Origin of the sequence: Streptomyces sp. NPDC059092 (genome assembly GCF_042756365.1) — a bacterium.
Classification (GTDB): Bacteria; Actinomycetota; Actinomycetes; order Streptomycetales; family Streptomycetaceae; genus Streptomyces.
The window spans coordinates 51761-77168 of sequence record NZ_JBHZEJ010000027.1; the positions used below are offsets into that span (position 1 = coordinate 51761).

9 protein-coding genes are annotated in these 25408 nt (G+C 72.7%); 1 reads left to right on the forward strand and 8 read right to left on the reverse strand.

The genetic code is table 11. From position 1 onward, the window contains the following. Nucleotides 1–159 precede the first annotated feature (159 nt). Nucleotides 160–2205, reverse strand: a complete 2046-nt coding sequence (locus tag ACFXPL_RS18025) for a beta-N-acetylglucosaminidase domain-containing protein (protein WP_384919783.1) — start codon at nucleotides 2203–2205, stop codon at nucleotides 160–162. 142 nt (nucleotides 2206–2347) lie between these two features. On the opposite strand from ACFXPL_RS18025, the gene ACFXPL_RS18030 reads away from it, so the two are divergent. Further along, on the forward strand, nucleotides 2348–7081 hold the full coding sequence (locus tag ACFXPL_RS18030; protein ID WP_384919786.1) for a HEAT repeat domain-containing protein: 4734 nt from the start codon (nucleotides 2348–2350) through the stop codon (nucleotides 7079–7081). Nucleotides 7082–7084: 3 nt separating this feature from the next. Here the strand turns inward: ACFXPL_RS18030 and ACFXPL_RS18035 are convergent, their stop codons facing one another. From ACFXPL_RS18035 to ACFXPL_RS18065, 7 genes are all read right to left on the reverse strand, one after another. Further along, nucleotides 7085–8503: a CoA transferase gene (locus ACFXPL_RS18035; RefSeq protein ID WP_384919789.1), complete on the reverse strand. Its 1419-nt coding sequence runs from the start codon at nucleotides 8501–8503 to the stop codon at nucleotides 7085–7087. Nucleotides 8504–8865: 362 nt separating this feature from the next. Continuing rightward, entirely contained in the window at nucleotides 8866–10095 is a 1230-nt protein-coding gene (locus tag ACFXPL_RS18040; RefSeq protein ID WP_384919792.1) for a cytochrome P450, read from the reverse strand. Between the two features lie 127 nt (nucleotides 10096–10222). Continuing rightward, nucleotides 10223–11860, reverse strand: a complete 1638-nt coding sequence (locus ACFXPL_RS18045; protein ID WP_384919852.1) for a phytoene desaturase family protein — start codon at nucleotides 11858–11860, stop codon at nucleotides 10223–10225. A gap of 95 nt (nucleotides 11861–11955) precedes the next feature. Continuing rightward, on the reverse strand, nucleotides 11956–13623 hold the full coding sequence (locus ACFXPL_RS18050) for a phytoene desaturase family protein (RefSeq protein ID WP_384919795.1): 1668 nt from the start codon (nucleotides 13621–13623) through the stop codon (nucleotides 11956–11958). Next, nucleotides 13613–23197: an amino acid adenylation domain-containing protein gene (locus ACFXPL_RS18055; protein ID WP_384919798.1), complete on the reverse strand. Its 9585-nt coding sequence runs from the start codon at nucleotides 23195–23197 to the stop codon at nucleotides 13613–13615. Before ACFXPL_RS18055 ends, ACFXPL_RS18050 begins: the two co-directional genes overlap by 11 nt. A 302-nt stretch (nucleotides 23198–23499) precedes the next feature. Next, nucleotides 23500–24420, reverse strand: a complete 921-nt coding sequence (locus ACFXPL_RS18060) for a sterol desaturase family protein (RefSeq protein ID WP_384919801.1) — start codon at nucleotides 24418–24420, stop codon at nucleotides 23500–23502. Nucleotides 24421–24792: 372 nt separating this feature from the next. Further along, nucleotides 24793–25284 (reverse strand): Lrp/AsnC family transcriptional regulator, encoded by a 492-nt coding sequence (locus tag ACFXPL_RS18065; protein WP_384919804.1) that lies wholly within the window; start codon nucleotides 25282–25284, stop codon nucleotides 24793–24795. Nucleotides 25285–25408: the final 124 nt, after the last annotated feature.

The window sequence follows — 25408 nt, forward strand, 5'->3', positions numbered from 1 at the left end:
CCCCGCCCCGGCCACGCTCGCCGGGTCCCGCTCGGGGGGGCCACCCGCCGGGCCCCGCTCGGGGGGGCGGCCCCCCCGGCCATGCTCGGGTGGGCCGCCCCCCGGTTCGCTGGGGTGGGCCGCCCCGGGCCCGCTGGGGTGGGCCGCCCCCGGGCCCGCTCAGCCGCGCAGGGTCGGAGCCTCCTCGATGAAGGTGTCCAGGACCCCGTCCGCCACCTTGATCGTGCCCTGCGGCCGGGTCGTCCCCGGGATCGTTCTGACGGCGGCGGCCCGGCGGGCCAGTGTGGCCGCCTCGGAGAAGGAGCGTTCACCGCTGCCGCCGCGGAGTTGCTCCCGCAGCCCGTCCAGCGTGGCGTCGAGCGAGCCGCCCCACAGGTCCAGGGCGGTCAGCCACGGCGCCGTCTCCCGGAGGAAGCCCGGGTCCGCCACCCCGTTCCGTATCCGCTCCGGCGCGCCGGCGAGCAAGCCGGCGTAGGTGGACAACTCGCGCAGTGCGGACCGCCGCTCCCGTACGGAGCCGGTGGACCATACGGCGCGGAAGTCGTCCAGCGCCGCGCGCAGCACGGGCGCCTGCGGCTGCCAGTTCTCCGGGCCGAACGTCGGGGCGAGATGCTGCGTGTCGAAGAAGGCCAGCAGCGCCCGCGTGGTCGCGCGGTCGCCGCCCGACAGGTGGTCGGCCGCCGCGCGCCAGGTGCGTTCCGCGTCGTAGCCCCGGTCGTTCCACGCGAAGGACGCCCCGCCGAAGAGCGCGACCTTGCTCGCGGCCGCCTGGTTCATGGGGTTGAGGACGATGCCGCTCAACTCCTCGTGCAGCCCGGCCTCCCGCCGGTCGTACGGCGCCATCAGCAGCCGTCCCGTGGTCTGTCCGTAGTCGTTGACCGGATAGTTGTCCCAGAGGAACACCTTGCGTCCCCAGACCTCAGAGGCGGCGCGGGCGTCGGCCACACTGATCGACGGCGGCACGACGTCGTTCCCCGTCCACTGCACGACCACCTGGGGATCGAGCTGCTCGCGCAGGACCTTCTTGTACGGGGAGTCGGCCATGTCGGAGTACTCGGTGGGCACCATCTGGAGCGGATGGGCACCGGCATGCGTCCCGATGAAGTCGCGCTGCACGGTGTTGAGCAGGTCGGCCTGCGCCCGCCCGGCGGCGGCCCGGCCCGGAGCGCCGTAACTCTCCTGGTCCGAGGCGCAGTTCCAGCTCGTGTAGCTGATGTCGTCCAGCGCCACGTAGAAACTGCGTGCCCCTTGCGCGTAGAGGCTTTCGAGCTTGTTCTCCAGAGCCTTCACGTCGTTCGGGTCGCTGTAACAGACGGACAGGCCGGGGGAGATGGCGTAGGTGAAGTCGACATGGTGGGTGGTGGCGCGGTCGATCAGCTCACGCAGCTCCGCGAGCCGGTCGGCGGGATAGGTCTCGCGCCAGCTCTCCCGCAGGTACACGTCGTCCTTGGGGGCGTAGATGTACGTGTTGGCCTTGACGGCTCCGTAGAAGGCGAGTTGGTCGAGCCGGTCGGCGTGCGACCAGGGCGCGCCGTAGAAGCCCTCGATGCTGCCGCGCAGGGACATCAGAGGGTGGTCGGTGATCGACACGGCCGCGATGCTCCGGCTCGCGGGGGCCACCAGCTGCCGGAACGTCTGCGCCGCGTAGTAGACGCCGTCCGCGTCGTTGCCCGCGAGAACGGCCGTGGCGCCGGTACGGCGGTCGCCCGCGGTGGTGGCGAGCGAGTACCCCTCCGCGACGGGCGTGCCGGGGACACTTCCGCCCGCCGCGCGCAGGGCGTGGGCCACCGGCCGGTCCGTGATCGACCCGACCACGACGGTGAGGCGTGGGTCGTGCGGCCCGGAGGCCGGGTTCGGGGTGAATCCCGCGCCGTTGACGCGGACTTGATCGATCCTGCGGGCCCCGGCGGAGGCCAGCGCCTCTCTGATCACATCGAGACCGGCGGGGTCGGTCCCCTCGCCGACGGCCAGCCGCACCCGGTCCGGTACGCGCAGCGCGCGTCCCGCGGCTGTCATCCGCTGGGGGGTGGGGGTGACGGCCGGCGGCGGGTTCGAGGGGGCGGACGCGCGGGCGGCCGCGGCGGCGGGCGTGGCGGGGAAGGAGGTGAGCGGGGTGAGGGCGGAGAGGGCCAGAGTCAGGGCGCCGAGAAGAGGGAGGCCGAGAGGGGACTGTCCGGGGTGGTGCCTGCGGGACCGACGGAGCACGGCAACTCCAAGGGGAGCGTGACCCGGTCACCGGCCGGTGACCGATTGGTCTAAACCACCATCTGGGCGAGTCCATGTCAAGATGGCGTGGCCGGGCGAATTCCACTGGTCGGGACGTGAATAACCCACTTAGGATCCGCGTGTGAAGACGCCGACGGACACACCGCTCCAGGAAGTCCCCGCCCGCCCGTCGGCCGACATCGGACGACTCGTCCGGGACCAGGATCCTCGTGCGCGCCATCGTGGACTCGTGCTCCTCGCCGAGCGGTCGGCCCAGGACGGCGTCACCGGGGACCGGGCCGCCGACGCGTCCGATCGCGCCGATCGCGCCGAACTCGCCGCGCTGCTGCCCCTGTCGGTGACCGGACCGCCGGAGTCCGCGCTCGTTCTGGCGGAGCTGTACGAGCGCCTGGGGCCGTACGTTCCGGAGCGGCGCCGCCCGTCGTGGCGCACGGCCGGACTGCCGGAGCGGGTGCGGATCGCCTGGCTCCGTGCCGAGCTGCACAACGAGCCCGGAGTACTCCGTACCGAACCACCAGGTGAACTGCTGTACCAGGCCGTTCGGGAACTGGACATCACCCGCGCCCACCGGCCCCAGCGGCTGCTGGCGGAGCTGACGGAGTGCGGCGACCGGGTGGTACGGGCCGAGGCGGTGCGGCTCGCCCGGCAGGGTCTGCACGCCGGACTCCTCGCGCCCGCGCTCGTCCGCGCACACCTGGTCGGCCTGGCGCGTACGGGCGGCCCCGGGGTCGCGTCCGCCGCCCTCGCCGAACTCGCCGAGCCCTGGGCGGCGTTGGAGCCGCTGTCCCTCGACGAGCTCGCCGGATTCCTCGGCACGGATACGGGCACCACCAGCGCCGGACCAGGCACCGCCGAAGCCGCGCTCCTGGTCTCCGCCCGCCACGGCCACAGCGATCCGCTGTGGCGGGTCGCCGCGGACCCCGAGCGCCTGCCAGGTCTACGGCGGCGCGCCATGGAACTCCTCGGCGGGCTCGCGGAGCGAGGAGACATCGACGGCCTGACCGCCCTCGCCACCCGCGATCCCCTCCTGCTCGGCACCGCGGCGATGCGCTGTCTGCGCGGGCTCCACCGGCGCGGGCACTTCGCGGCGCCCCGGGCCGTACCGGCGCTCGTCGGACTGGCCCTCGCGGACCACACGATCGAGCCCCGTGCGTTCACGACGGTCCTCTTCACCTGCCGCCGGGAAGTCCGCGACGAGCTCACCGACGCCCCCGCGGACGACGCCAGTTGGCCGCGACGGCTGGCCCTGCTCGTCGCACTGGCCCAGCAGGGGGCGGGGGAGCCGCCGATCGGCGACGCGATCACCCGCCTCCTTCCGTCGGCCGCCGCGCCCGAGCCGTTTCTCGACGCGCTCCGCGCGCTGCGCCACACGGAGGCCGAGGAAGCCGTCATCGCCTCTCTGCCGGCCGCGCCCGCGGCGGCCCTGGACGCGCTCGAAGCGCTCGGCGGGGAGCGCACCGTACGGATGCTGGCCGACGGGCTCGGCGTGGGCGCCGACCTGGGATCCGTCGCCCCGGCGGCCGGCCCGGTCACGGAAACCGCAGACCCGCCCACGGACACCGTCGCCCCCGCGCTGCGGGCCGTACGCCACCAGGCCCTGGAACTCCTCTGGTCCCTCAACACCGACCCGGAGCTGCGCCACCGTATCCTCGTCCGCCTCGATCCCACCCAGCTCCCGCCACGGATCGCGGCCGATCTAGGTGGCCCCGACGAGCGGGAACTCGCCTTGCTGCGCTCCCATCTCGACCCGGCCGACCCGGTCGCCGCGCTGCTCAGACTCGCCGCTCACGGCTCCTCCGGTACGGTGCCGGTCCTCGCCGACCTCCTGCTGCGCGTCGTGGCCGAACACGCGGCGTCCTGGGAGTCCGACGCGGATCAACCCCACCCGGAGAAAGGCTGGTTCACCGACGGGCGAACCACCGCCGAGCCCGCCGTGCCCCAGGACGTCGTCGACGCCCTGTGCGCGCTGGGCGGACGGCTCCACGCGCGGCGCCGCATCCGGCCGGTCTGTCTGCTCGACGCCGCCGACGCCGGGGAAGCCGGGCACGCACTCGTCGCGACCATGGCGCTGGACCTGCTGGAGCGGCCCGGGGTGACCGACGGCGAACGTACGATCCTGCTCAAGCTGCTTCTCGCCGTCCCCTCCGCGCACACCCGCCCCCGGATGCACCACCTGCTCCGCCACCACGACCGGCATGTACGCAAACACGTGATCGCCCTGCTCGCCAGGGACGCCGCGGGGGACGACGCCCAGGCCCTCTCGGCGACCCTGATCACACTGATTGGCGCCCGGGACGTCCAGACCGTACGCCAGGCACTGCTGGCCCTCGGGCACGCGCGCGCCCGCTGGGCGGCGCCCGCGATCGCCGCGTGTCTCGACCACTCGAACATGAACATCAAGAAGACCGCCGTCGAAGTGCTGGCCCGCGCGGGCACCCCGGCGGCAGTCCCGGCGCTCCTTCGCCACCTCGGCCGCACGAGCAACCCGGGGCTGCGCACCGCGCTCGGCGCGGCGCTGCGCGCCGTCCTCGGCGACGCGTACCCGGCGACCCTCCTCGCGGCGGCGGAGCGCGCCCCCGAAGGAGACGGCCGAGAAGGAGACGGCCCCGAAGGAGGCAACCGCGTAAGGCTGTTGGCGGCGGGGCTCGACGGTGTGCTGACCGCGCGCACCGTCCTCTCCCTGGCCGACCAGGAGTCACCGGTGGTACCAACGCTGCTCGCCCTCGTCGCCGACGGCCGGATCCGCCTCGCCTCCGGGGCCCCCGCCGACCTCTCGGAGCCGCTGGCGGCCCACGGGATCGGCGTCCCCGCCGGGCGGCCCCACCGAACGGGCGGCGGCGCGGACGCCGACGCCACGTCACTGGCGGCCCGGGGCTGGCACGCGCCGATCGCCCTGCGGGTCGCCGAACGGGCCGCCCCCTCGGAACACCTGGCACGGACCCTGCGACCGATGCTGGCGGACTGGCTCCGGCTCGCCGGATCGGAGCCCGGCGCCAGGGAGCGCGTCGTACGGTTCACGCTACGGATCTGCCCCGCGCCCTGGACGGACCGCGAACGGCGGGCCTTCGCCCACTCGACCGGCATCCTGCTCGCCGAACTCGCCTTGGCGCAAACGGACATGGACGCCACCGACGCCAAAGGCGGCACGGACGGCTACGGGCGCGAACTCGTCGCCGTACTCGAAGCCGCCGTACCGACCCTGACTGCGGCGGAGCGATCGGCCGTCGCCGACGCCGTACGGGCGCTGCCCCCGGCGAACCCCGGATCCCGCGCCGCACTCTCCCTGCTGCGCGCCTGCGACGCCGTCCTCGTCCGCGCCGATCTCGACCGGGCACTCGCCGCCGCCCGTCTCACCACCGAACCCCGGGTCGCCCAACAGGCCGTGTTGCAGGAGGCGTTCCACGCTCCGCCGGCGGAGGAGTGCGCGTGGCGCGCCGCCCTGGACGTCGCGGTGCACACCCCCGCCGCCCTGGCCGCCTTCCGCCATGACACCGACGGCGCGCCCGGCTCCCGGGTCCGGCTCGCCGCGCTGGCCGGGGCCTATCAGAACGCCGGGGCCGAGGTCCGCGCCACCCTCCTCGACTGGATGACCGAACTCCAGCCCCTCGGCACCCCGCCCTGGACCCGCGCCGAGGACGCCGCCGCCCCGCCGCCCGCACCGCGGACCGTGCACGGCGACGACCTTGACCGGCCGCGCTCCGCCGCGCTGCGCACCCGCCTGCTGGCCCTGTTGGCGGACGACACCGAGGACCGCCGGAACGCAGCCGCCCGGACGCTCCTGACCTGGCCCGAGCCGGAGGCCGCGCGGACCGTGCTCCGCGCCTTCCTCCAGGGCCGCGTCACCGTACCCGTACCCGTCGGCTCGCCGCTCGCCCCCGCGCTGGCGGCCCTCGCCCGGACCGCCGCCGGGACGGCCGAGTTGGGCGGGGACGGCGTACGGGACGACAGGCTGCTGCTCGTGGCCGGCGCCGTCCGCGCCCCGGGCCTGGAGCCGCTGCTCCCCGCGCTGCTCGAACGCTGGGAACACGGATCGCCCGACGTACGCCGCACCGCCGCCAACCTGCTGCACCGGGTGAGTGCCGACATCCTGGCGGCCCGTCTGACGGACCGGCTCGACGCCGGGGCCTGGGGGTTCATCGACCTCCTCGCCGGCCGCACGCTGCTCCGCACCCCGGCGCTGACCCGGACCCGACACCGCCTGCGAGCCGAGGGACGGGACGATCTGGCGGACGGACTCACCCTGGTGACCGGTCCGTTGCGGGATTCCGGTGCCGTACGGGAGGACGCCGCGGCCCTCACCGCGCTTCGCACCCGCCCGTCGACCGGGCCGACAGGGCCCGTACCCCCGCCCTCACGGCGGGAGTTGCTGGAGCTGGCCCGCACCGGCACCCCGGAGCGTATCCGCCGGGCGCTCACCCGGCTGGCCGAGGGACACAGCGGCCCCGCACCGGACCAGGACCCCGAACTGTGCACGCTGATAGGTGAATTGCTGACGCACCCCCGGGCCGGGATCCGGCTGCGCGCCCACCGGGTCTCCCGGGCGATGCTGGACCGTACGGCCCATCTGCGCCATACCGCCGTCCTGTTGGAGGACCCTCAGTCCGACATCCAGCGCATGGCGATCAGAGCTCTGTGCCGTGCCGCGTGGGAACCCGCGATCCCCGCCGTGGTCGAACGGCTCACGCACCCGCACCCCGTCGTACGGGCGGCGGCGGCCGAGGGCCTGGTCGCGCTCGGCGCCCGCGCGATCCCCGCCCTGCGGCGCGCCGCCGCGCACGCCCGCCCCGACAAACGGCCCCTCCACAACGACATCCTCGACCGGATCCACCACCGGCCCGCTGCGCAGGCTCCGTAGGCGTCAGCTCCAGCGCGGCAGATCCGTCCCCCAGCGCGTCGGCGGGTGCGACCAGGTGACGGGCGCGCCGTCGTAGTGCACCGGCGTGAGCGCGTGGCGCAACGGACCGTAGGCCGAGGGCGTCTCGGTGAGCCAGGGCGCCGGATCGTACGGGCCGCCCTCCACCGGCGTGTGCCCGACACCGCGCAGCAGCCAGGACGCGGTGCCCGCGAGCGAGAACCGCAGATGCCGCCCCTCGCCCGTCATCTGCCGGTCCGTCAGGGAGCGGAGGATCCCGGCCGCGATGAGATACCCCGTACCGTGATCGAGCGCCTGGGCCGGCAGGGCGCCCGGGTGGCCGTCGGCCGCCGCCTCGCTCGCGGCGATGCCGCTGGCCGCCTGGACGAGGCTGTCGAATCCGCGCCGCGCGGCCCACGGCCCGGACCAGCCCCAGGCGCAGAGCTGCGCGACGATCAGGCCGGGGCGCCGGGCCAGCAGCGCGTCGGGGGCCAGCCCGTGCGGGTCGAGTGCGCCCGGCCGGTAGCCGGTCACCACGACATCGGCCGTGTCCAGCAGCTCCTCGAAGACCTGCCGGTCGGGCGCGGCGGAGAGGTCCAGCAGGGTCGAGCGCTTGCCCGGGCCCGTGTCGGTGTGGGCGTCCGGTTGCTCCGGCAGGCGGGGCGAGTCCACCCGCAGGACATCGGCGCCCAGCAGCGCCAGGGTGCGGGTGGCGACAGGGCCGGAGATGACCCGGGTGAGGTCCAGCACCCGTACCCCCTCGGCCGGAAGCGCGGCCGGCGGCAACGACAGTGGCGCCCTCACCCCGGCTGCCCCGGCTTCGGCCGCCCCGCCCCCGGCCGACCTGATCTCGGCGAGCGGCGGCGCGCCACCGCCGGGGGACAGGGGGACGGTGGGCTCCGCCGGTGTGGACGCCACGGCCACGGCGAGCCCGCCCGCCGCGTAAACGGTCTCCTGGATCTCCCGGGCCGGGCGTGTCGCCAGCTCGTCCGCGAGCCGTCGGGCGGTCGTCGGGCCGTCGCCCGCGTCACGGATGTCGAGGGCGCTCAGCAACCGGGCGCGGTGGTGCGGGTAGTTGGCGTGCGTACGGACCCAGCCGTCGGCCGCGCGCCAGAACCCGGACAGCGGAGCGAACCCGGTGAGGGCCCGGCCGTCGATCCGCAGATACCGCTCGCTGACGAACGCCGTGGCGACCGCCCCCTCCCGTACCCGTACCGCCGGTACGGGTACCCCACGGCGGAGTGCGAGCAGTTCCGCGGCGGCCAGCGAGCACACGCCCACGGTCGCCCGGGCCAGTTCCCGCACCGGCAGCCGGGCTGCCAGCACCTCACCCGCGCCTTCGTACGTCACCGATTCCGCGCGCCCGGCCCGGCCGCCGAGCGCCGCCCACGCGTGAGCGGTCGCCGCGTCGTTTCCTTGCGTCATGCGGCCATTGTCCCGCGCCGGTGACGCCGTTCCCGTACCCCGCTCCGAGATCTCCAGGACCGTGGCGCGGAACAGTGCCATGTGACATGGTACGAAGCTGGGCCGGGCGCACCCACGGGCCTCACGACCGTCGCCCCCACCATCGAGGGCCGTGCCTGGATCACCGGCACCGCGCGGTACCACTACGCCCCTGACGACCCTTCCCCGAGGGCTTCGAGCTATGACAGCACCTCCGGGCCGGCCCGGAGCCCCCGCGCCGCCGGCGCGGTCGGCCCCGGGCAACCGCTCCCGGAACCGATCGCGCCGGAACCGACCGCCCGGAGCCGACCGCCCGGAGCCGACCGCGTCGGGCGGCCGACGGGTCACCAGGCGATGGGCAGCTCGTACAGTCCGCTGAAGAACTCCTGTGACCGCCAACGGAGTTGGTCCACCTCGACGCCGAGCCGCAGCTCGGGCCAGCGAGTGACCACCTGCTCCAGGGTCACCTGGAGCTCCAGCCGGGCGAGGTGCGCGCCCAGGCAGTAGTGGGCCCCGTGCCCGAAGCTGACATGGGTGTTGCCCGGACGGTCCAGGACGACTTCGTCCGGCTCGGGGAAGACTCCCGGGTCCCGGTTGGCGGCGGTCGGGGAGACGATGACGGGGTCTCCCGCGCGGATCAGCACGCCGCCCAGCTCGATGTCCTCCATGGCGTAGCGCGGCAGGACCACCCCGTTGAGCAGGGGGACGAAGCGCAGCAGCTCCTCGACGGCCTTCGGGATGAGACCGAGGTCGGCGCGGAGCCGGCCCAGCATGTCGTCGCCGTTCTCCTGGTGGAGCAGCATCAGCGAGAAGAAGTTGCCGATCTGGTTGGTGGTCGTGACGAATCCGCCGATGAGGAGTTCGCCGAGGATGTCGATCAGCTCGCCCTCGGTGATGATCCCCTCCTCGTCGAGACCGCGGACCAGGATGGTGAGCAGGTCGTCGGCCGGCTCCCGGCGGCGCGCCTCCACCCAGCCGTTCATCCGGGCGTTGAAGATGCCGGCTTCCTCAAGGATCGTCTCGGGCGGGGTGCTGCCCGAGCACACGACATCCGCCCAGTGCCGTACATGAATGTGGTCGGCGTAGGGGATCCCGACCAGTTCGCAGATGATCGTCATGGGCAAGGGGAAGGCATAGTCCTCGATCATGTCCGCGGGCGGACCGATCTCCTCCATACGGTCGAGCAGCCCGTCGGCGGTCCGCCTGATCCGGTCCCGCAGGCGCTCGATCCGGCGTGCGGTGAACTCCTTGCTCAGCAGGGAACGCATCCGGGAATGGTCCTGGTCCGCGCTGGTGAGGAGACCGCCGCTGATCCGGGGCATCCGCTCGATGCGGGGATGGTCGCGGTGGACCGCCTCGCCGATGCTGAAACGGGGATCGGAGAGGACGGCACGTACGTCCTCGTGCCGGGTGGCCAGCCAGGAGTCCTCACCGTAGGCCAGGCGCACCCGGGCCAGGGGCTGGTCCCACAGTTGCTGGTACCCGGGGTGCGGATCCAGACCGCCGAGATTCCAGAAAGGGTAGGAGATGGGTTCGGGGCGCTGCGTGGATTGCTGCTGTGGCTGGGGAGACATGGGGGTGTCCGCCTTTCCTGGCACGGTCCTTGAGAGAGATGCTTACGGATTTGAGGGAGATGCCTGCGGGTTTCACGGACCCAGGGACCCAGGGACCCACGGACCCACGGGCCTACGGGCCTACGGGTCACGGGCCTACGGGCACGACGACATGGGTGGGCGGTGGCGCGGTGTCGTCGATGGAGGCGGTGAAGTCGATGCCGTCGTCCCGGCAGATGAACTGCATGACCTGCCGGCCTGCGGCGGCGGCCCTGATCAGGCCGCCCGTGGTGGCCCACACGCCGGAGAGGTAGAAGTTCTCCAGGCCGGGCAGGGCGGGGCCGTGCTTCTTGACCAGCTCCTCCATGGTCTCGCCGCTCTCCACGAAGGGCTGCCAGCCGAGGACGGTCCCGTTGTAACTGCCCGTGTACCGGATCTGGGTGAGCGGGGTGGAGGTGTCCCGTACGGCGATCGAGTCCCGCAGCCCCGGATAGCGCTCCTCCAGGAAGTCGACGACCGTGTCCCGCACCCGGCGTTTGGCGGCCGAGTAGGGGCGGCCCCGCCGCACCGGCAGGGTGTGCAGCTCGCCGCCCCGGCGGGGCCGGCTGAACTGCTCAGGCCCCTCACTCAGTTCACGCCAGGGCGCGACGTCGGAGAAGTACGTGGCGTAGATGACGGTCGTGTTGTCCGGTGACAGCTCGGGATAGAACCGGCTGCGGAACTGGACGTTGATGCTCGGATGGCGGATGCCGAGGAGCTTGGAGGCCGTCGTCCCGTCCAGGAGGTGGGTCGTGGTGGGCTCCCCCTCGGGGAAGCCCGCCCGCAACCCGAGGAACACACTGACATAGCCGGGAAAGACCATGCCCGGCTCCTCGATCGTCTTGGTGAACAGCCGCCGGTAGTCGTCGTCGAGATACCGGCCTTCGAGGAGTTTCAACAAGGTGGTGGGCCCGTCGCAGGCGGACACGACGAGGTCCGCCCGGTACTCCCGCCCGTCCGCCATCCGCACGCCCACCGCGCGGTCGTTCTCGACGAGGATCCGCTCGACCTTGGCGTTGTACGTGATCTCGCCGCCCAGCCGTTCGTACCGGTCGGCGATGGAGCGGGCCAGCCCGAGCGAACCGCCCTCCGGCACCCCGGCCGACCGGTTCGCCTGCGACGCCATCTGGAAGTAGAAGGGCAGCACGGGGAACCCCGGGTGCTTCTCCAGCAGGATGTAGTTGAACGCCTCGCGCAGCAGCGGGTCCTGGAACCGGGCCGAGTACTCCGTCATCAGGACGGACATCGACGTACGGAAGAGATTCAGGTACGGGACGAAGCCGGCCAGCATCCGCCACCGCTCCCACCGGCCCATCAGCCCGACGGGCTTGAGGAACGGATAGGAGGACAGCGCGGTACGGAACTTGCGCAGCCCGGCGCAGAAAGACCGGATGTGGCGGGCGTCCGCGGGGGAGAGGGAGAGCAGATGGGCTTCGAGCCGGTCCGGGTCGGAGTAGAAGTACACGGCCCGGCCGTCCTGGCCGCGCACGATGTTGAACACGTCGAAGTGGCGCATCTCCTTGCCCTGGAGGGCGCCCAGTTCGAGCCAGATCTGGTGCATCTCGTTGCCGGGACCGTTGCCCAGCAGCCAGCTGATGCAGCAGTCGAAGGTGAAGTCGCCGCGTCCCCAGCCGGTGCAGCAGCCGCCGGGGATCTCGTGCATCTCGAAGACCTGGCTGCTGTAGCCGTTCATCTGCGCGTAGCAGCCGGTGGACAGGCCGCCGAGCCCCCCGCCGATGACGATCATGGATTTTCTGCGGGGTCGGGCAGCCGGCATGCCGTGCGCTCCTCGGTGTCCTCGTCGGCTTTCGTGTGCGGGGTCCCGGTGGGTCGCTGGAGCGCTCACCGCACCCCCCGGTGTTCGAGCTGCGGCAGCTTGCCCAGCTTTCCCGGGTGCCAGGGCTCCGTTCCGCCGCTCTCCCAGGCCTGGAAGGTGAGGCCCAGCTCCTTGCAGAGGTACTGCGTGACGAACCGCCCGCCCGACGCGGCCTTGATCAGGCTCCCGCCGCTGAACCACTGCCCCGCCACGGAGAAGCCGCGCAGCCCCGGCAGCCGCATCCGGTCCTTGTTGATCAGCCCCGTGATCACGTCGTCGGCATCGGTGAACGACTTCCAGGCGAGGATGGACCCGCCCTGCACACCGGTGTACCGCTCGGTGGTCACGGGCGACGCCACGTCGATGACCTCGATGGCCGGCCCGATGCCCGGATGCCGCCGCTCCAGGAAGGCCCGGACGAAGTCGGCCACCTCCTGCTTGCGCGCCCAGTACCCCTTGCGGTCCGTACGCCGCAACTGCTTCCAGTACCCGTAGTCGCTGAAGTACGTGCAGTGGATTACCGACTTGCCGACCGGTGCGAAGCCGTCCGAGTACTGCGACCGGAACTGGACGACCAGGCTCTTCTGGCTGACGCTCGGCAGGGCCGCGCAGTCCTCCCCGGACAGCAGATAGGTCGTGCTGTGCCGCTCCCGGCCGTCGAACTCGCCCTTGACACCGACGAAGGCGGAGACGACCCCCGGGTAGAGCATCTCCGGGCGGTCCATCATCTCGCCGAAGAGGGTGTCGACCTTCGGGCTGGAGTACGCGCCGCCCAGCAGCTTGTTGATCGTGGTGGAGCCGTCGCAGGTGGCGACCACATGGTCGGCGTAGTGGCGCTCCCCGCCGCGCAGCTCCACCCCGATCGCCCGGTCGTTCTCGATCAGGACGCGCTCCACCCGCGCCCGGTAGTCGACCCGCCCGCCCAGCGAGGTGTACCGCTCCTCGATCGAGCGCGCCAGCCCCAGCGAGCCGCCCTGCGGGAAGCCGGCGTTGCTGTGGTGGGCGCTGGCCATGTTGAACAGATAGGGCAGGAGCGGGAAGACCTCGTGGTCCTGGAAGAAGATGAACGGGAACGCCCGGCGCAGCAGCGGATCCTGGAACCGCTCCGTGAACCGCTCCATCCGGGTTGCCGCGGTACGCCAGAACAGCAGGAAGTCCGGCAGGACGATCCGCAGCGTGGCGAGCTTCTCCCGGACCGACTGGAGCGGGGGCGGGGTGAGGAACGGATAGTGGTTGATGGCGATGAAGCGCCGCAGATCGCGGCAGAAGGCGCGGATGGGCCGGGCGTCGGCGGGCGAGATCTCCAGGAGGTGCGCCTCCAGCCGGTCCGGGTCGTTGTAGAACGTCACCGCCCGGCCGTCCTCGTCCACGACGGTGTTGAACATCTCGAAGTTCGCGATGGTCTTGCCGTCGAGGGCGCCCAGCTCCCGCCACACCCGGTTGGCGTCGTTGTTCCGGCCGGTGCCGGTGAGCCATTCGATGCAGTAGTCGAAGACGTACCCCTGCCGGGACCACGCCGTGCAGCACCCTCCCGGGAGGACGTGCCGCTCGAAGATCCGGGTCTCGGCGCCGCTCATCTCGGCGTAGCAGCCGGTGGACAGGCCGCCGATGCCGGCGCCGATGACGATGACGCGGGGGCGGTCGCCCGGCCCCCGTTCACGCGGCTGCCAGACGGGGCGGTTCTCACGCGACATGGGACTCATCTCCGGCGAGGTCGGTGACTCCGGTCATGACGGCGAGGGTGAGTTCGGCATTCCGCGCCAGGTACTTCTCGTCGAGCATCTCCGCGTGCGTGCCGTGGCCGCGCAGCAGCTCCGTACGGCTGGTCGAGCTGCCGTGCCAGGTGCCGCGCTGCCCCGCCGCGTAGAACGCGGCCTTCCGTTCGTCGGAGATCACACTGACGGTCCCGGAGACCGTGCCGGTGTTGGGGGTGCGGCCGCAGAAGTCCAGGTACTCCCTGGCCTGCGCGAGCGTCGCGTCGGCGACGGTCGCGGAGCCGGTGTGGCGGTGGAGATGGCCGCGCAGCTCGTTCTCGAACGCCTCGATGTGCTCGTCGGCGAGCGCGTGGGCCTCCAGGATGCGGTACGAGTCCATGATCACCACATGAGGGACCGCGCGCCCGCGCCGTTCGAGTTCCTTGGCGACCTCGAAGGCGAGATTGCCGCCGAGGGAGTAGCCGAAGACGGGGCAGGCACCGTCGGGGCGGAGCGATTCGATGAGGTCCGCGTAGCGGATCACCTTGTCGTCGCCGTCGACATGGTTGAACGCGACGAGTTCGTGGTGCGGCAGGTGCTCGGCGAACTTCCGGTAGACGAGTCCGTGCCCGCCCGCCGGCGGGAAGCAGAACAGGGTCGGGCCCCGGCCGGTGTTGAAGGTGAGATACGGGCTTCCGCCGAAGATCTCGCCGGTGATGATGGACTCGACCGTCCGTGCCATGCCGTGCAGTGTCGTGACCTTGAAGAGCAGACTGACCGGGACGGTGATGTTGAACTCGGCCTGGAGCCGGTGGATCAGCTCGATCAGCTTGATGGAGCTGCCACCCGACGAGAAGAAGTCGCTGCGCAGCCCGGCCTGTTCCAGGGAGAGCAGGGACTGCCAGTGGGCCGCCATCCGCTGCTCGTAGAGGGTGACCGGAGGCTCGTGGCTCTCCTCGTCGGACTCGGCGGGTGGCTCGGGCAGCGCGGCGACGTCGACCTTGCCGTTCGCGGTGAGCGGCAGGGCGTCCAGGGCGGTGAAGTGGGCCGGGATCAGATAGGTGGGCAGTCGCGTGGCGAGATGACGGCGCAGCTCGCCCGTGCCCTGCTCCGCCCCGGCCTCGGGGACGTAGTACGCGCACAGTACGGACTCGCCGACGGCGTCGGCGCGGACCGTGACGACCGCCTGGCTCAGACCGGGCAGGGACACCAGCAGGGATTCGATCTCGCCCGGTTCGATGCGGTGGCCCCGTACCTTGAGCTGGGCGTCGGCGCGGCCGAGGAGATGGATCAGCCCCCTGGCGTCCCGCCGGGCGAGGTCGCCCGTGCGGTAGAGCCGTTCGGGGGCCGCCCCCGGGCCGCGGCCCAGCGTCAGCTCCACGAAGCGCTCCGCGGTCTGTTCGGGGTCGCCCGCGTAGCCGAGGGCTAGCCCCGCACCGCCGACCCAGAGTTCTCCGGTGACGCCGGGCGGCACGAGATCGCGGTTCTCGTCGAGGATGTGCAGCGAGCAGTTCGGCAGGGGCTTGCCGATCGGAACGAGCTGGTTGGGCGCGAGCCCGTCCGTCGGCCCCTCGAAGTACGCGCTGTCGACGGCCGCCTCCGTCAGACCGTACGAGTTGATGACACGGGTCCCAGGACCGCACAGGGCACGCAGCCGCTCGTACTCCTCGACCTTCCAGGCGTCGGAGCCGACGATCATCAGCCGCATGAAGTCCAGCCGGTGGCCCCCGTGGGCACAGTGCTCCATGAGGGCGCGCGCCACCGCGGGCACGAACTCCGCGCAGTCGACGCCCTCGCCGGTCATCGTCCCGTACAGACGGGCGGTGTTGAGCAGCAGATCACGGCCGATCAGGACCAGCCGGCCTCCCGAGCACAGGGCACGGACGAGATCCCCGGTGAACACGTCGAACGAGACGCCCGCCATCTGGAGATGGACGCCGGGCGCAGCGTCGAGACCGTACTCCTCGTGCCAGGCGGCGCGTACGGCCGCGAGGGCCCGGTGGCTGACGCGTACGGCCTTGGGGCGGCCCGTCGACCCCGAGGTGTGGATGACGTAGGCGGGCGCGTCCAGGTCGACGGGCGCCTCGTTCGTCTCCGGCGGGCCCGCGGGCACCGCCATGTCCGCGGGCCCGCCGGAGCCGCCCACCGCCGCGGGAACGTCGGTGACCAGGGGGACGTCCAGCGCCGAGAACCGGTCCTGCTCCCCGGGGGCCGCGATGAGGAGCGCCGCCCCCGCGTTCCCCGTCATGACGGCGAGCCGGTCGGTGGGATGACCGGGGTCGAGCGGCAGATAGGCGGCGCCCGCCTTGAGGACGGCGAGCAGGGCGACGATCAGCTCGGGCGACTTGTCGAGGCAGACGGCGACGACGTCCCCGCGCCCGATACCCCGCGCACGGAGCCGGCCGGCCAGCAGCCGGGCGCCGTGCTCCAGGGCCCCGTAGGTGAGGTGCCGGGTCCCGCCCGACTCGGACGGAACCGTGACCGCCACGGCCTCCGGCGCCCGCGCCGCCGCCTCGGCGACCAGCCGGTGCACGGGCAGGTCGTGCGGGAGCGCCCGGCCCCGAGCGGCCGGCGCGCCCAGGATGCGGGACCGCTCCCGGGCGCCGAGCAGATCGAGGCGGGCCACCGGCTCCTCGGCCGGGACGCTGGTGAGCGCGTCCAGGACATGGACGTAGTGGGCGGCCATCCGCTCCACCGTCTCGGCCAGGAAGATGTCGGTGTTGTACTTCAGGACGCAGTGGAAGCGCTGCTCCGCCTCGTCCTCGTACGCCGACAGCGTGAGATCGAACTGCCCCTCCTCCTCGGGTAGTTCGATGTATTCGAGACGGTATCCGTACTGCTCGGCGGCCACCTTGTGGGCCAGCAGGATGAACATCGCCTGGAAGACCGCCGACCGGCTCGGATCGTGCTGGAGACCCAGCTCCTCGACGAGCAGGACGAACGGGTACTCCTGGTTGTCGAGGCCGCCGAGGACGACCTGCCGGACCTGCGCGAGGAGGGCGGCGACGGACGGGGCGCCCGACAGATCCGCGTACAGCGGCAGCGGATTGACGAAGTAGCCGTATACGGAGCCGAACTCCTCCTCCGTACGACCGGTCACCGGTGAACCCACGATGATGTCGTCCTGGCCCGAGTAGCGGTGCAGCAGGACGTAGTAGGCGCTCAGCAGCACCATGAACACGGTGACGTCGTGCTCGCGGGCCAGGGCGTGGACGCGGGCGCTGAGGTCGGTGTCGAGGACGAAGAACTCGGACGCGCCGTTGTGGGTCTGCACTGCGGGCCGCGGCCGGTCCGTGGGCAGGTCGAGCGCGGGTACCACGGCCGGCAGGCTCGACCGCCAGTGGTCCAGCATGCGCCGCGCGTCGGGCGAGGCCAGGAACCGGTTCTGCCAGTTGAGGAAGTCGAGGTACCGGGCGCGCACGGGTGCCAGTTCGACGGCCCCGCCCCGGCCCAGCCCCTCGTACAGGGCGAGCAGTTCCTCGATGAAGGTGAACGTGGAGATCGCGTCGGAGATGATGTGGTGGACGGCCTTCATCACGACCCAGCGCTCCGGCCCGCGCTTGAACAACCGGAACCGCACCAGCGGGTCGCACTCCAGGTCGTAGGGGCGCCGGTATTCGCGGACGATCATGTCGTGGATGTCGTCCCAGGCGCGGCCCTGGACGTCGAAGCAAGCCACGTCCGGGTCGTTCGCCGTCGAGACGCTCTGGACGGGCTGCCCGTCCTCCATGGTGAAGTTGGCCCGCAGCATCGGATGCCGCTCCACCAGGGTGCGGAAGGCCGTGAACATCCGCTCAGGCTCGATCCTGGTCCGGATCTCGACGGCCCCGCCGATGTTGTACGCGAACCCCTCGGGGTTGAGCTGTTTGAGGAACCAGAGCGCCTTCTGATTGTGCGTCAGCGGGAAGCGGGACCCGTCCTCGTGGATCTCCACCTCCGCCGCCGCGCCCGCCCCGTCCGCGGTCTCCGCGACCAGGACGGCCGCGGCCTGGTGCAACTGCGCGCTCAGCTCGCCGGCGGGAGCGCCGCTGAGCAGCGCCACCAGGGGCAGGGCCACACCGGTCTCGGCGTGGACACGGGCGCGCAGCTCCATCGCCAGGAGCGAGTCGAGACCGAGGGCGGCGAGACTGCTCGTCCCGTCGATCCGGTCCGTGGGCACCCGCAGCACCGTCGAGGCCACCGCCGAGAAGCGCTCGGCGACGAGTTCGGCGCGGCGCTCCTCGTCCGCCGAACGGAACAGGTCGAGGAAGCTGCTCTGTTCACCGCCGTCAGTGCCGCCCGCCCCGTCCGCGGCGAGTTCCGCGACGAGCGGGGGCGGCGACGCGTACCAGGCGAGGAAGACCTTCCAGTCGACCACCGTCGCCACCAGCAACTGGGCCCGGTCCTGGCCCAGTACCCGCTCCAGAACAGCCATGCCCGCGTCCGGGGAGAGGGAACTCATGCCGCGGCTGGTGCGGTAGTGCCGTACCAGGCCCAGCTCCTCGATCATTCCGGTCGCCCACGGACCCCAGTCGACGGAGAGCGCGGGCAGCCCGCGGGAGCGGCGGTGGTGGGCCAGCGCGTCCAGGAAGGCGTTGCCCGCCGCGTAGTTGACCTGCCCCGCCGTGGTGAGCAGAGAGGCGATGGAGGCGAAGAGGACGAAGTGGTCCAGCGGCTCGTCGCGCAGATGGCGGTGGAGCAGCCAGGCACCGGCGGCCTTGGGCGCGAGGACGGAGTCGAAGGCCGCCCTGTCCATGGCGGGGACAAGAGTGTCCCTGACATGCCCGGCGAGATGGAACACACCGCGTACGGGCGGGGCGTCCTGGGCGCGGTACGCGGTCAGCCACGCGGTCAGCGCCCGCTCGTCGGTGGCGTCCAGGCAGGCGTGGACCGGGTGGGCGCCCAGCGCCTCCAGCTCCTTGACGAAGCGCGCGCCCCGGCCCGCCGCCGAGGCCGGGTCCAGCGCGCGCCAGGTGGCCCGGTCGGGCAGCGGTGTGCGGCCGGCCAGGATGAGATGGCGGGCGCCGCGCCGGACGAGATAACGGCACAGGAGCTGTCCCAGCGCGCCGAACGCGCCGGTGACGAGATAGGCGCCGTCCGGGCGCAGCCGTGGCGCGAGAGGGCGGGTGAGGTCCTCGGGGCGGGTGAGCCGGCAGACGAGGCGGCGGTCGCCGCGCAGGGCGATCTCGTCCTCGTACGGGCCCTGCTGCGCGGCGGCGTGCAGGACCTCGTCCAGCACGGCCCGCGCCTCCCGCACCCGGCTCCCGGCGGCTGGCGGGTCGCCCGCGCCGGTGCGGTCCGCGAACGGGTCGCCCGCGTCGGCGTCCGCGGAGCCCGTGCCGCACGGGGGCAGGTCGATCAGGGTGCCCCGGTGCGCGGTCAGCTCCTGATGGCGCAGCACCCGGCCGATGCCCCAGGCGGGGGCGCCCAGCGGCTCGACGGGATCGCCGCGGTCGACGGGCTGCGTACCGCGCGTGACGATGTGCAGGGCGGCGGGGGAGGCGAGTTGGCCCCCGTCCTCCTGGAGCGCCTGCGCGAGGGCCACCAGCGAGTACGCCCCGAGGGTGCTGTGTTCCTCCAGACGGTCACGGTCGCTGTCGTCCAGGGCCGGCAGGTCGAGATTCCATAAGTGGACGATCGTGTCGAGGCCCGTGGCGTGCGCCGCGCCGGCGCCCCGCCGCTCCGCCGCGCCCTCCGCCAGATCGGCGAGAAGCCGGCGCAGGTCGTCGGTGCGGCCCGGCACCACCGTCGAGGCCTCCGTGTCGAGCCGGGTGGCGTACGCCCCACCCGGGCGTACGAGATGGCAGTGGCCGCCCCGCGCGGTGACGAGTTCCGCCAGCGCGTCGGCGACCCCGCCGGGCGCGTCCGCGAAGAGCAGCCAGCGGCCCGGGGCCGTGGTGTCGAGCGGCCCGGTGTCCACGGGGCTCTCGGCCCAGGTGGGTTCGGCGAGCCAGTTGTCGATCGTGGTGAGCGCCACGCCGGTCGACGCCTTCTCGACGTCGGCGGCCCGGAACCCGCCGATGTGCCCGAGCGGCAGCCCGTCGTCCCCGTAGAGCGTGATGTCGCCGACGAGTTCACCGGCAGGCCGCCGCGTGACGGTGGCGTGCGCCCACAGCGGCCGGTCGCCGACCGGGCCGGTGCGCACCTCGTCGATGGAGAGCGGCAGCAGGATGCCCGTCGACCCGTCGGCCGCGCCGGCGCCGTCGTCGGCCGGGCCGCCGGGCGCGCCGTCCCCGAGCCCCGCGGCCAGCAGGGTCTGGAAGCAGGAGTCCAGCAGCACGGGGTGGAGGTGGTGGCCCGCCGCGTCGTCACCGATCGCCTCGGGCGGACGGATCCGCGCCAGCGCCTCGCCGGGGCCGGTCCACACCTCCTCGATGCCCTGGAACGCGGGCCCGTAGTGGTAGCCGAGGTCGCTCAGCGTGGCGTAGCAGGCCGGGCCGTCGAGCCTGCGCTCGCCGCGCGCCCTGACCCCGTCGAGGGCCAGCGGCGCCGGGGGCGCTGCGCGGTGACCGGCCCGGACGACGCCGCTCGCGTGGACGGCCCGCTCCTCACCGGGACCCGCACCCGTCGCGACGGTGAAGGCGGCGCTCTCCGGCGTAAATGCGAGCTGTACGGTGCGGGACGCGTCGTCCGGGAGGAAGAGGGCCTTGCGGAATTCGACGGAGCCGAACGCGGCCTCCGTACCGCCCGTCAGCGCCCGTACCGCCTGGGCGGCCATTTCGAGATAGCCGGCGGCCGGGAACAGCGCCCGGCCCTGGATCCGGTGGTCGGCGAGGTAGGGAGCGCGCTCCACATCGAGCTCCGCCTCCCACACGGGCTCCGTGGTGGCCAGCCGCCGGCCGAGCAGCGGATGGTCCACCCGCCCGAGCCTGACCTGCGCCACGGGGTGCGGCTCGGTCCAGTACCGGTCGCGCTTCCACGGGTAGCGCGGCAGCGGTACGGTCCTGCCCCCGGGCTGGAGCACGTTCCAGGCGATCTCGGCGCCCAGGTTGTGCAGCGCGGCGAGCGAGGCGGTGAACCGGGCCGGCTCGTCCTCCTCCCGGCGGATCGACGGCAGCGTCACCACCTCCGCGCCCGGCTCGGCCGGCCTGCTCTCCAGGCACTCCTTGATCGCGTGGGAGAGTACGGGGTGCGGGCCGATCTCCAGGAAGACGCGGTGGCCTTCGTCGGCCAGGCGCTCGATCGCGGGCCGGAAGCGGACGCTGTCGCGGACGTTGTTCCACCAGTAGCCCGCGTCGAGTTCCGTCCCGTGCGCCCGGCCCTCCCGCCCCGTCAGATGGAGCGGAACCTGGGCGGGGCGTGGCTCGATCCCGGCGAGGGAGTCGAGCAGTTCGTCCTTGATCTGCTCCATGAGGGCGCTGTGGTACGGCACCCGGACGGAGAGGAAGCGCGTGAAGACCTGCTCCGCGCGCAGTTCCTCGGCGAGCGCGGTGAGCGCCGTCTCGTCCCCGGCCAGGGTGAGGGAGGTGGGGCTGTTGACGGCGGCGACGGACACCAGGCCCTTGTAGGGGAGGACCCGGCGCGCCGCCTCGTCCTCCGCGAGTCCCACGGCGAGCATCGACCCCGTACCCACCAGCCGCTGCTGGAGGCGGCTGCGGTGCACGATGATCCGCACCGCGTCGCGCAGGCTGTAGACCCCGGCCTCGTAGAACGCGGCGGCCTCGCCCGTGCTGTGGCCGACGATGGCGTCGGGCCGCACCCCGTGGGCGCGCCACAGGGCGGCGAGACCGATCTGTACGGCGAAGTTGGCGGGCTGGGCGAGCCAGGTCTCGGTCATCCGGGAACTGTCGGCGTCCGCGCTCATCTCCTCGATGAGGGACCAGCCGGTGAGCGCCGCGACCTCGCGGTCACAGCGCTCGACGGCCTCGCGGTAGACGGGCTGGGTGGCGAACAACTCGCGGCCCATTCCCCACCACTGGGGCCCCATGCCGGTGAACACCCAGGCCAGCCGCCGCTGATGGGCGTCGCGCCGGTGCCCGGTGAGCACCCGCGGGTGGGCCTCGCCCCGCATCTGTGCGGAGAGCGCCTCGGCCAGGTCCTCGCGTGAGGTGTACACGACGGAGAGCCGGGCGTCGTGGTGCTGGCGACGGTGCGCGAGGGTGTGCCCGAGGTCGGTGAGGGAGGCCCCGGGACCGCCGCCCGGGGTGGTGGGCGCCGTCAGCTCCCGGTGGATCTCCTCGGCGAGGACGGGCAGCGCGGAGGCGTCACGGGTGGTCAGCGGAAGGATGGTGCAGCGGGGGCGGTCCGCGGTGGGCCGGTCGTCCAGGGGGGAGGCGGGCGGCGCCTCCTCCAGCAGCACATGCGCGTTCGTGCCGCCGAAGCCGAACGAGTTGACGCCGGCACGCGCCGGGCCCTCGTGCGCGGGCCACGGGGTGACCTGCGTCGGGATGGTGAACGGGGCGGCGGCGAGGTCGATGGCGGGGTTGATCCGCTCCAGGTTGATGTGCGGCGCGATCGTACGGTGCTTGATGGAGAGGGCGGTCTTGATGAGCCCGGCGATTCCGGCGGCCGACTCCGAGTGCCCGATGTTGGTCTTGACCGAACCGACGTAGCAGGCGGCGCCCGGCTCCCGGCCGACGGCCAGTGCCCGGGCGAGCGCGGCGGCCTCGATGGGGTCGCCGACCGGTGTGGAGGTGCCGTGGGCCTCGACGTACTGGAGGCCGCCGGGCGCGACCCGGGCCTCGGCGCAGACCCGCTCGATCAGGGTGACCTGGGCATCGGCGCTGGGCACGGTGATGCCGTTGGTACGGCCGTCCTGGTTGACACCGCTGGCGGTGACCACGGCGTGGATGGGATCGCCGTCGCGTACGGCGTCCACCAGGCGCTTCAGCGCGATGACCCCGACCCCCTCGGCGCGTACGTAGCCGTCGGCGTCGGCGTCGAACGTACGGGAGCGGCCCTCGGGGGAGAGGAAGCCGCCTTTGGTCTCGGCGATCGTGTACTGGGGCGTGAGGTGGAGCAGGGTGCCGCCCGCCAGCGCGAGGGTGGACTCGCCGCGGCGCAGGCTCTCGCAGGCGAGGTGTACGGCGACCAGCGACGAGCTGCACGCGGTGTCGATGGAGAGACTGGGGCCGCGGAAGTCGAAGCAGTGCGAGATCCGGTTCGACACCATCGTCATCATCGTGCCGGTCGCCGTGTGCGCGGCCAGGGTGTCGAAGCGCAGGTCGGCGAACTGGACGATCTTGTAGTCCAGGGTGAACGCGCCGATGAACACACCGACATCGCTCCCCGCCAGCTCGGCCGGCTTCTGGCCGCCGTCCTCCAGGGCTTCCCAGGACACCTCCAGCAGCTTCCGCTGCTGTGGGTCCATGTGCTCCGCCTCGCGGGGGCTGATGCCGAAGAAGGCGGGGTCGAACTCGTCGAAGCCGTCGATGTAACCGCCCCTGCCGCCCACCAGGCGGCCCGGCTTGGCCTTGTCCCGACTGCTGAGCGTGGCCACGTCGTACCGGTCGCGCGGCGTCGGTCTGATGCAGTCCTTCCCGTCGAGAAGGTTCTGCCAGAAGGTGCGGTGGTCACTGGCGCCGCCGGGGAAACGGCAGCCGATGCCGATGATCGCGATCTTCTCAGGAGGCGTGGTGCGGAGCGATTCAGCCATGTCGGCTCCTTGGGTCGTCAACACGCAACGTGCGCGAAGGGCAGGCGCGGCCTTCCGTACCTCCGCCGACGGGGCCGGCGGAGGTACGGATGCGGTGCGCGTGAACGCGAAAGCGGATTGCGGGTGATGTGGGGAGACAGCCGTGCGGGAGAGGACGGAAGGCGCGGGGAGGAGGGGACGGTGGGAGGAGGGACGACGTCAGGAGGCGTGCGGTGTGAGGGGGCGCGCTGCGAGGAGGGACGGCGCGTCGAGAGGTACGGCGTCGGCAGATACGGCGCGGTGCGGGGCGGCGCGGTGAAGGGTCAGCCGCCGCTCCCGTCCGCCTTCACCGGCCGGCGCACCGGGTGCACCAGGGTGGCGACGATCGCACCGGTACCGGGGAAGGAGCGCGCGTCCACGAGGCCGACCGCGGCCGGCTCGCGTCCCGGCCGCCAGGTGAAGCTGCCGAACGCCCGGTCCCAGATGGACAGGTCGGAGCCGTAGTGCCCGGCCTCGGCCAGATCCGTGCTGTGGTGCAGCCGGTGCTGCTCGGGCCCCACGAACACATGGTTGAGCCGGCCGAGACCGACGGCGACGTTGGCGTGCACGAAGTACCCCTGCGCGACCACGAACAGGCCCACGCCGAAGACGGCCGTCTCCGAGAACCCGACGATCGCCAGGGACAGTTGGACGCAGGCCTGGGAGACGAAGACGTCGGCGATGTGATTGACACCGTTGTTGGCGACATTCACCTTGTCGGGGACGTGGTGCACTCCGTGCAGCCGCCACAGCCACCGGTTGGTGTGCCCGAGCCGGTGCACCGCGTAGCCGGCCAGCGAGCCGAGCAGCAGGGCGAGAGGTATCTCCGCCCAGAGTGGCAGCAGGGGGTCTGTCGTCGCGAGCGCGCCCGCCGCGACCACCACCATCGACTGTGCCAGGGTGCCGCCCACCGTCGTGAGGACGAAGTACACGCCGTACCACCGCCACTCCCGGCGGCTGGGGTGCCAGGCCCGCTCGTACGGGATCGCCCGCTCCAGCGCCGCGAGGTAGCAGAGCAGCGACAGTTGGAAGGCGAACGTGGCCCGGCCGGTGTCCCAGCCGTACCGCGTGGACATGGCGAAGACCACACCGACCGAGAGCAGCAGAAGGGGATGGCAGGTGCGGGAGAGCAACGCTCTCACCGCGGTGCGCGGGGCGACCCCGGACCCGGGCCGACCCGCGCCACTCACCGTTGAACCAGACATGTCGCACCCTTCGCTCATGGGGACGTGGGCAAGGACCAGGCAGCACTTTCCCCTGGCAGCGCACCGACCAGGGGCCACGTAACAGCATGCGTTGGATCAACTACGGGCAGCAATATCGTCTGATGGGCGCGCGGAGGCTCATCAGCCCAGTGCGCCGCCGGTGCGCGCCCCCGGCGTAACCCCGGCGAGGGTTCCTTCCTGGCATGAACGCGTTCGCGGCGGGCCAGGTGGCCGTCTGCGGGCACCTGCGGAGACCGGACTTCACTCGCAAGAGCAGCCGCCCGGCGGTTACATGGGAGGCGTGCCGGGTAATGGGGGCGGCGCCGGCCTGGCACGGTCCGTGTCGGTGCCGTGGGCGCGGCGCCGCGTGTCTCAGCGCGGTGCGTCGGACGCGGACGCGGCGCGGCCCACCGACTCGACCAGGGGCAGCAGCCGGTGCGGCACCCGCTCGCGCAGCGCCATCTCCGTACGCGTACGGACCACACCCGGCAACTGGATCAGCCGCTGGACCACGTCCTCCAGATGGCCGTTGTCCCGCGCCACCACCCGCGTGAGCAGATCGCCCGCTCCCGTGATCGAGAACGCCTCGATGATCTCGGGGACCTCGGCGAGCGCGTCGCCGACCTCGTCCAGATGCCCCTGTGTGACCTCGACATGGACGAAGGCGAGCACCGGATGGCCGAGGGCCGCGGGGGAGAGGTGGGGGCCGGTGCCCATGATCACACCGTCACGCTCCAGCCGGTCCATCCGGGCCTGCACGGTGCCTCGCGCGACTCCGAGGATCCGCGCGTACTCCCGCACGCTGGTGCGCGGCTGCTCGATGAGGAGCCGCAGAATGCGGGTGTCGAGGGTGTCCACCGGCATGGTCCTTCGGCCTCCCGCCGTGCTGTACGCCGCGCCGCTCCGTGTACGCCGCGCCTCCGCTCTGTTCTGCGACGACTGTACCGACGGCCGGGACCGACGCCGTACCGCCGGCCCGCCGCGACCG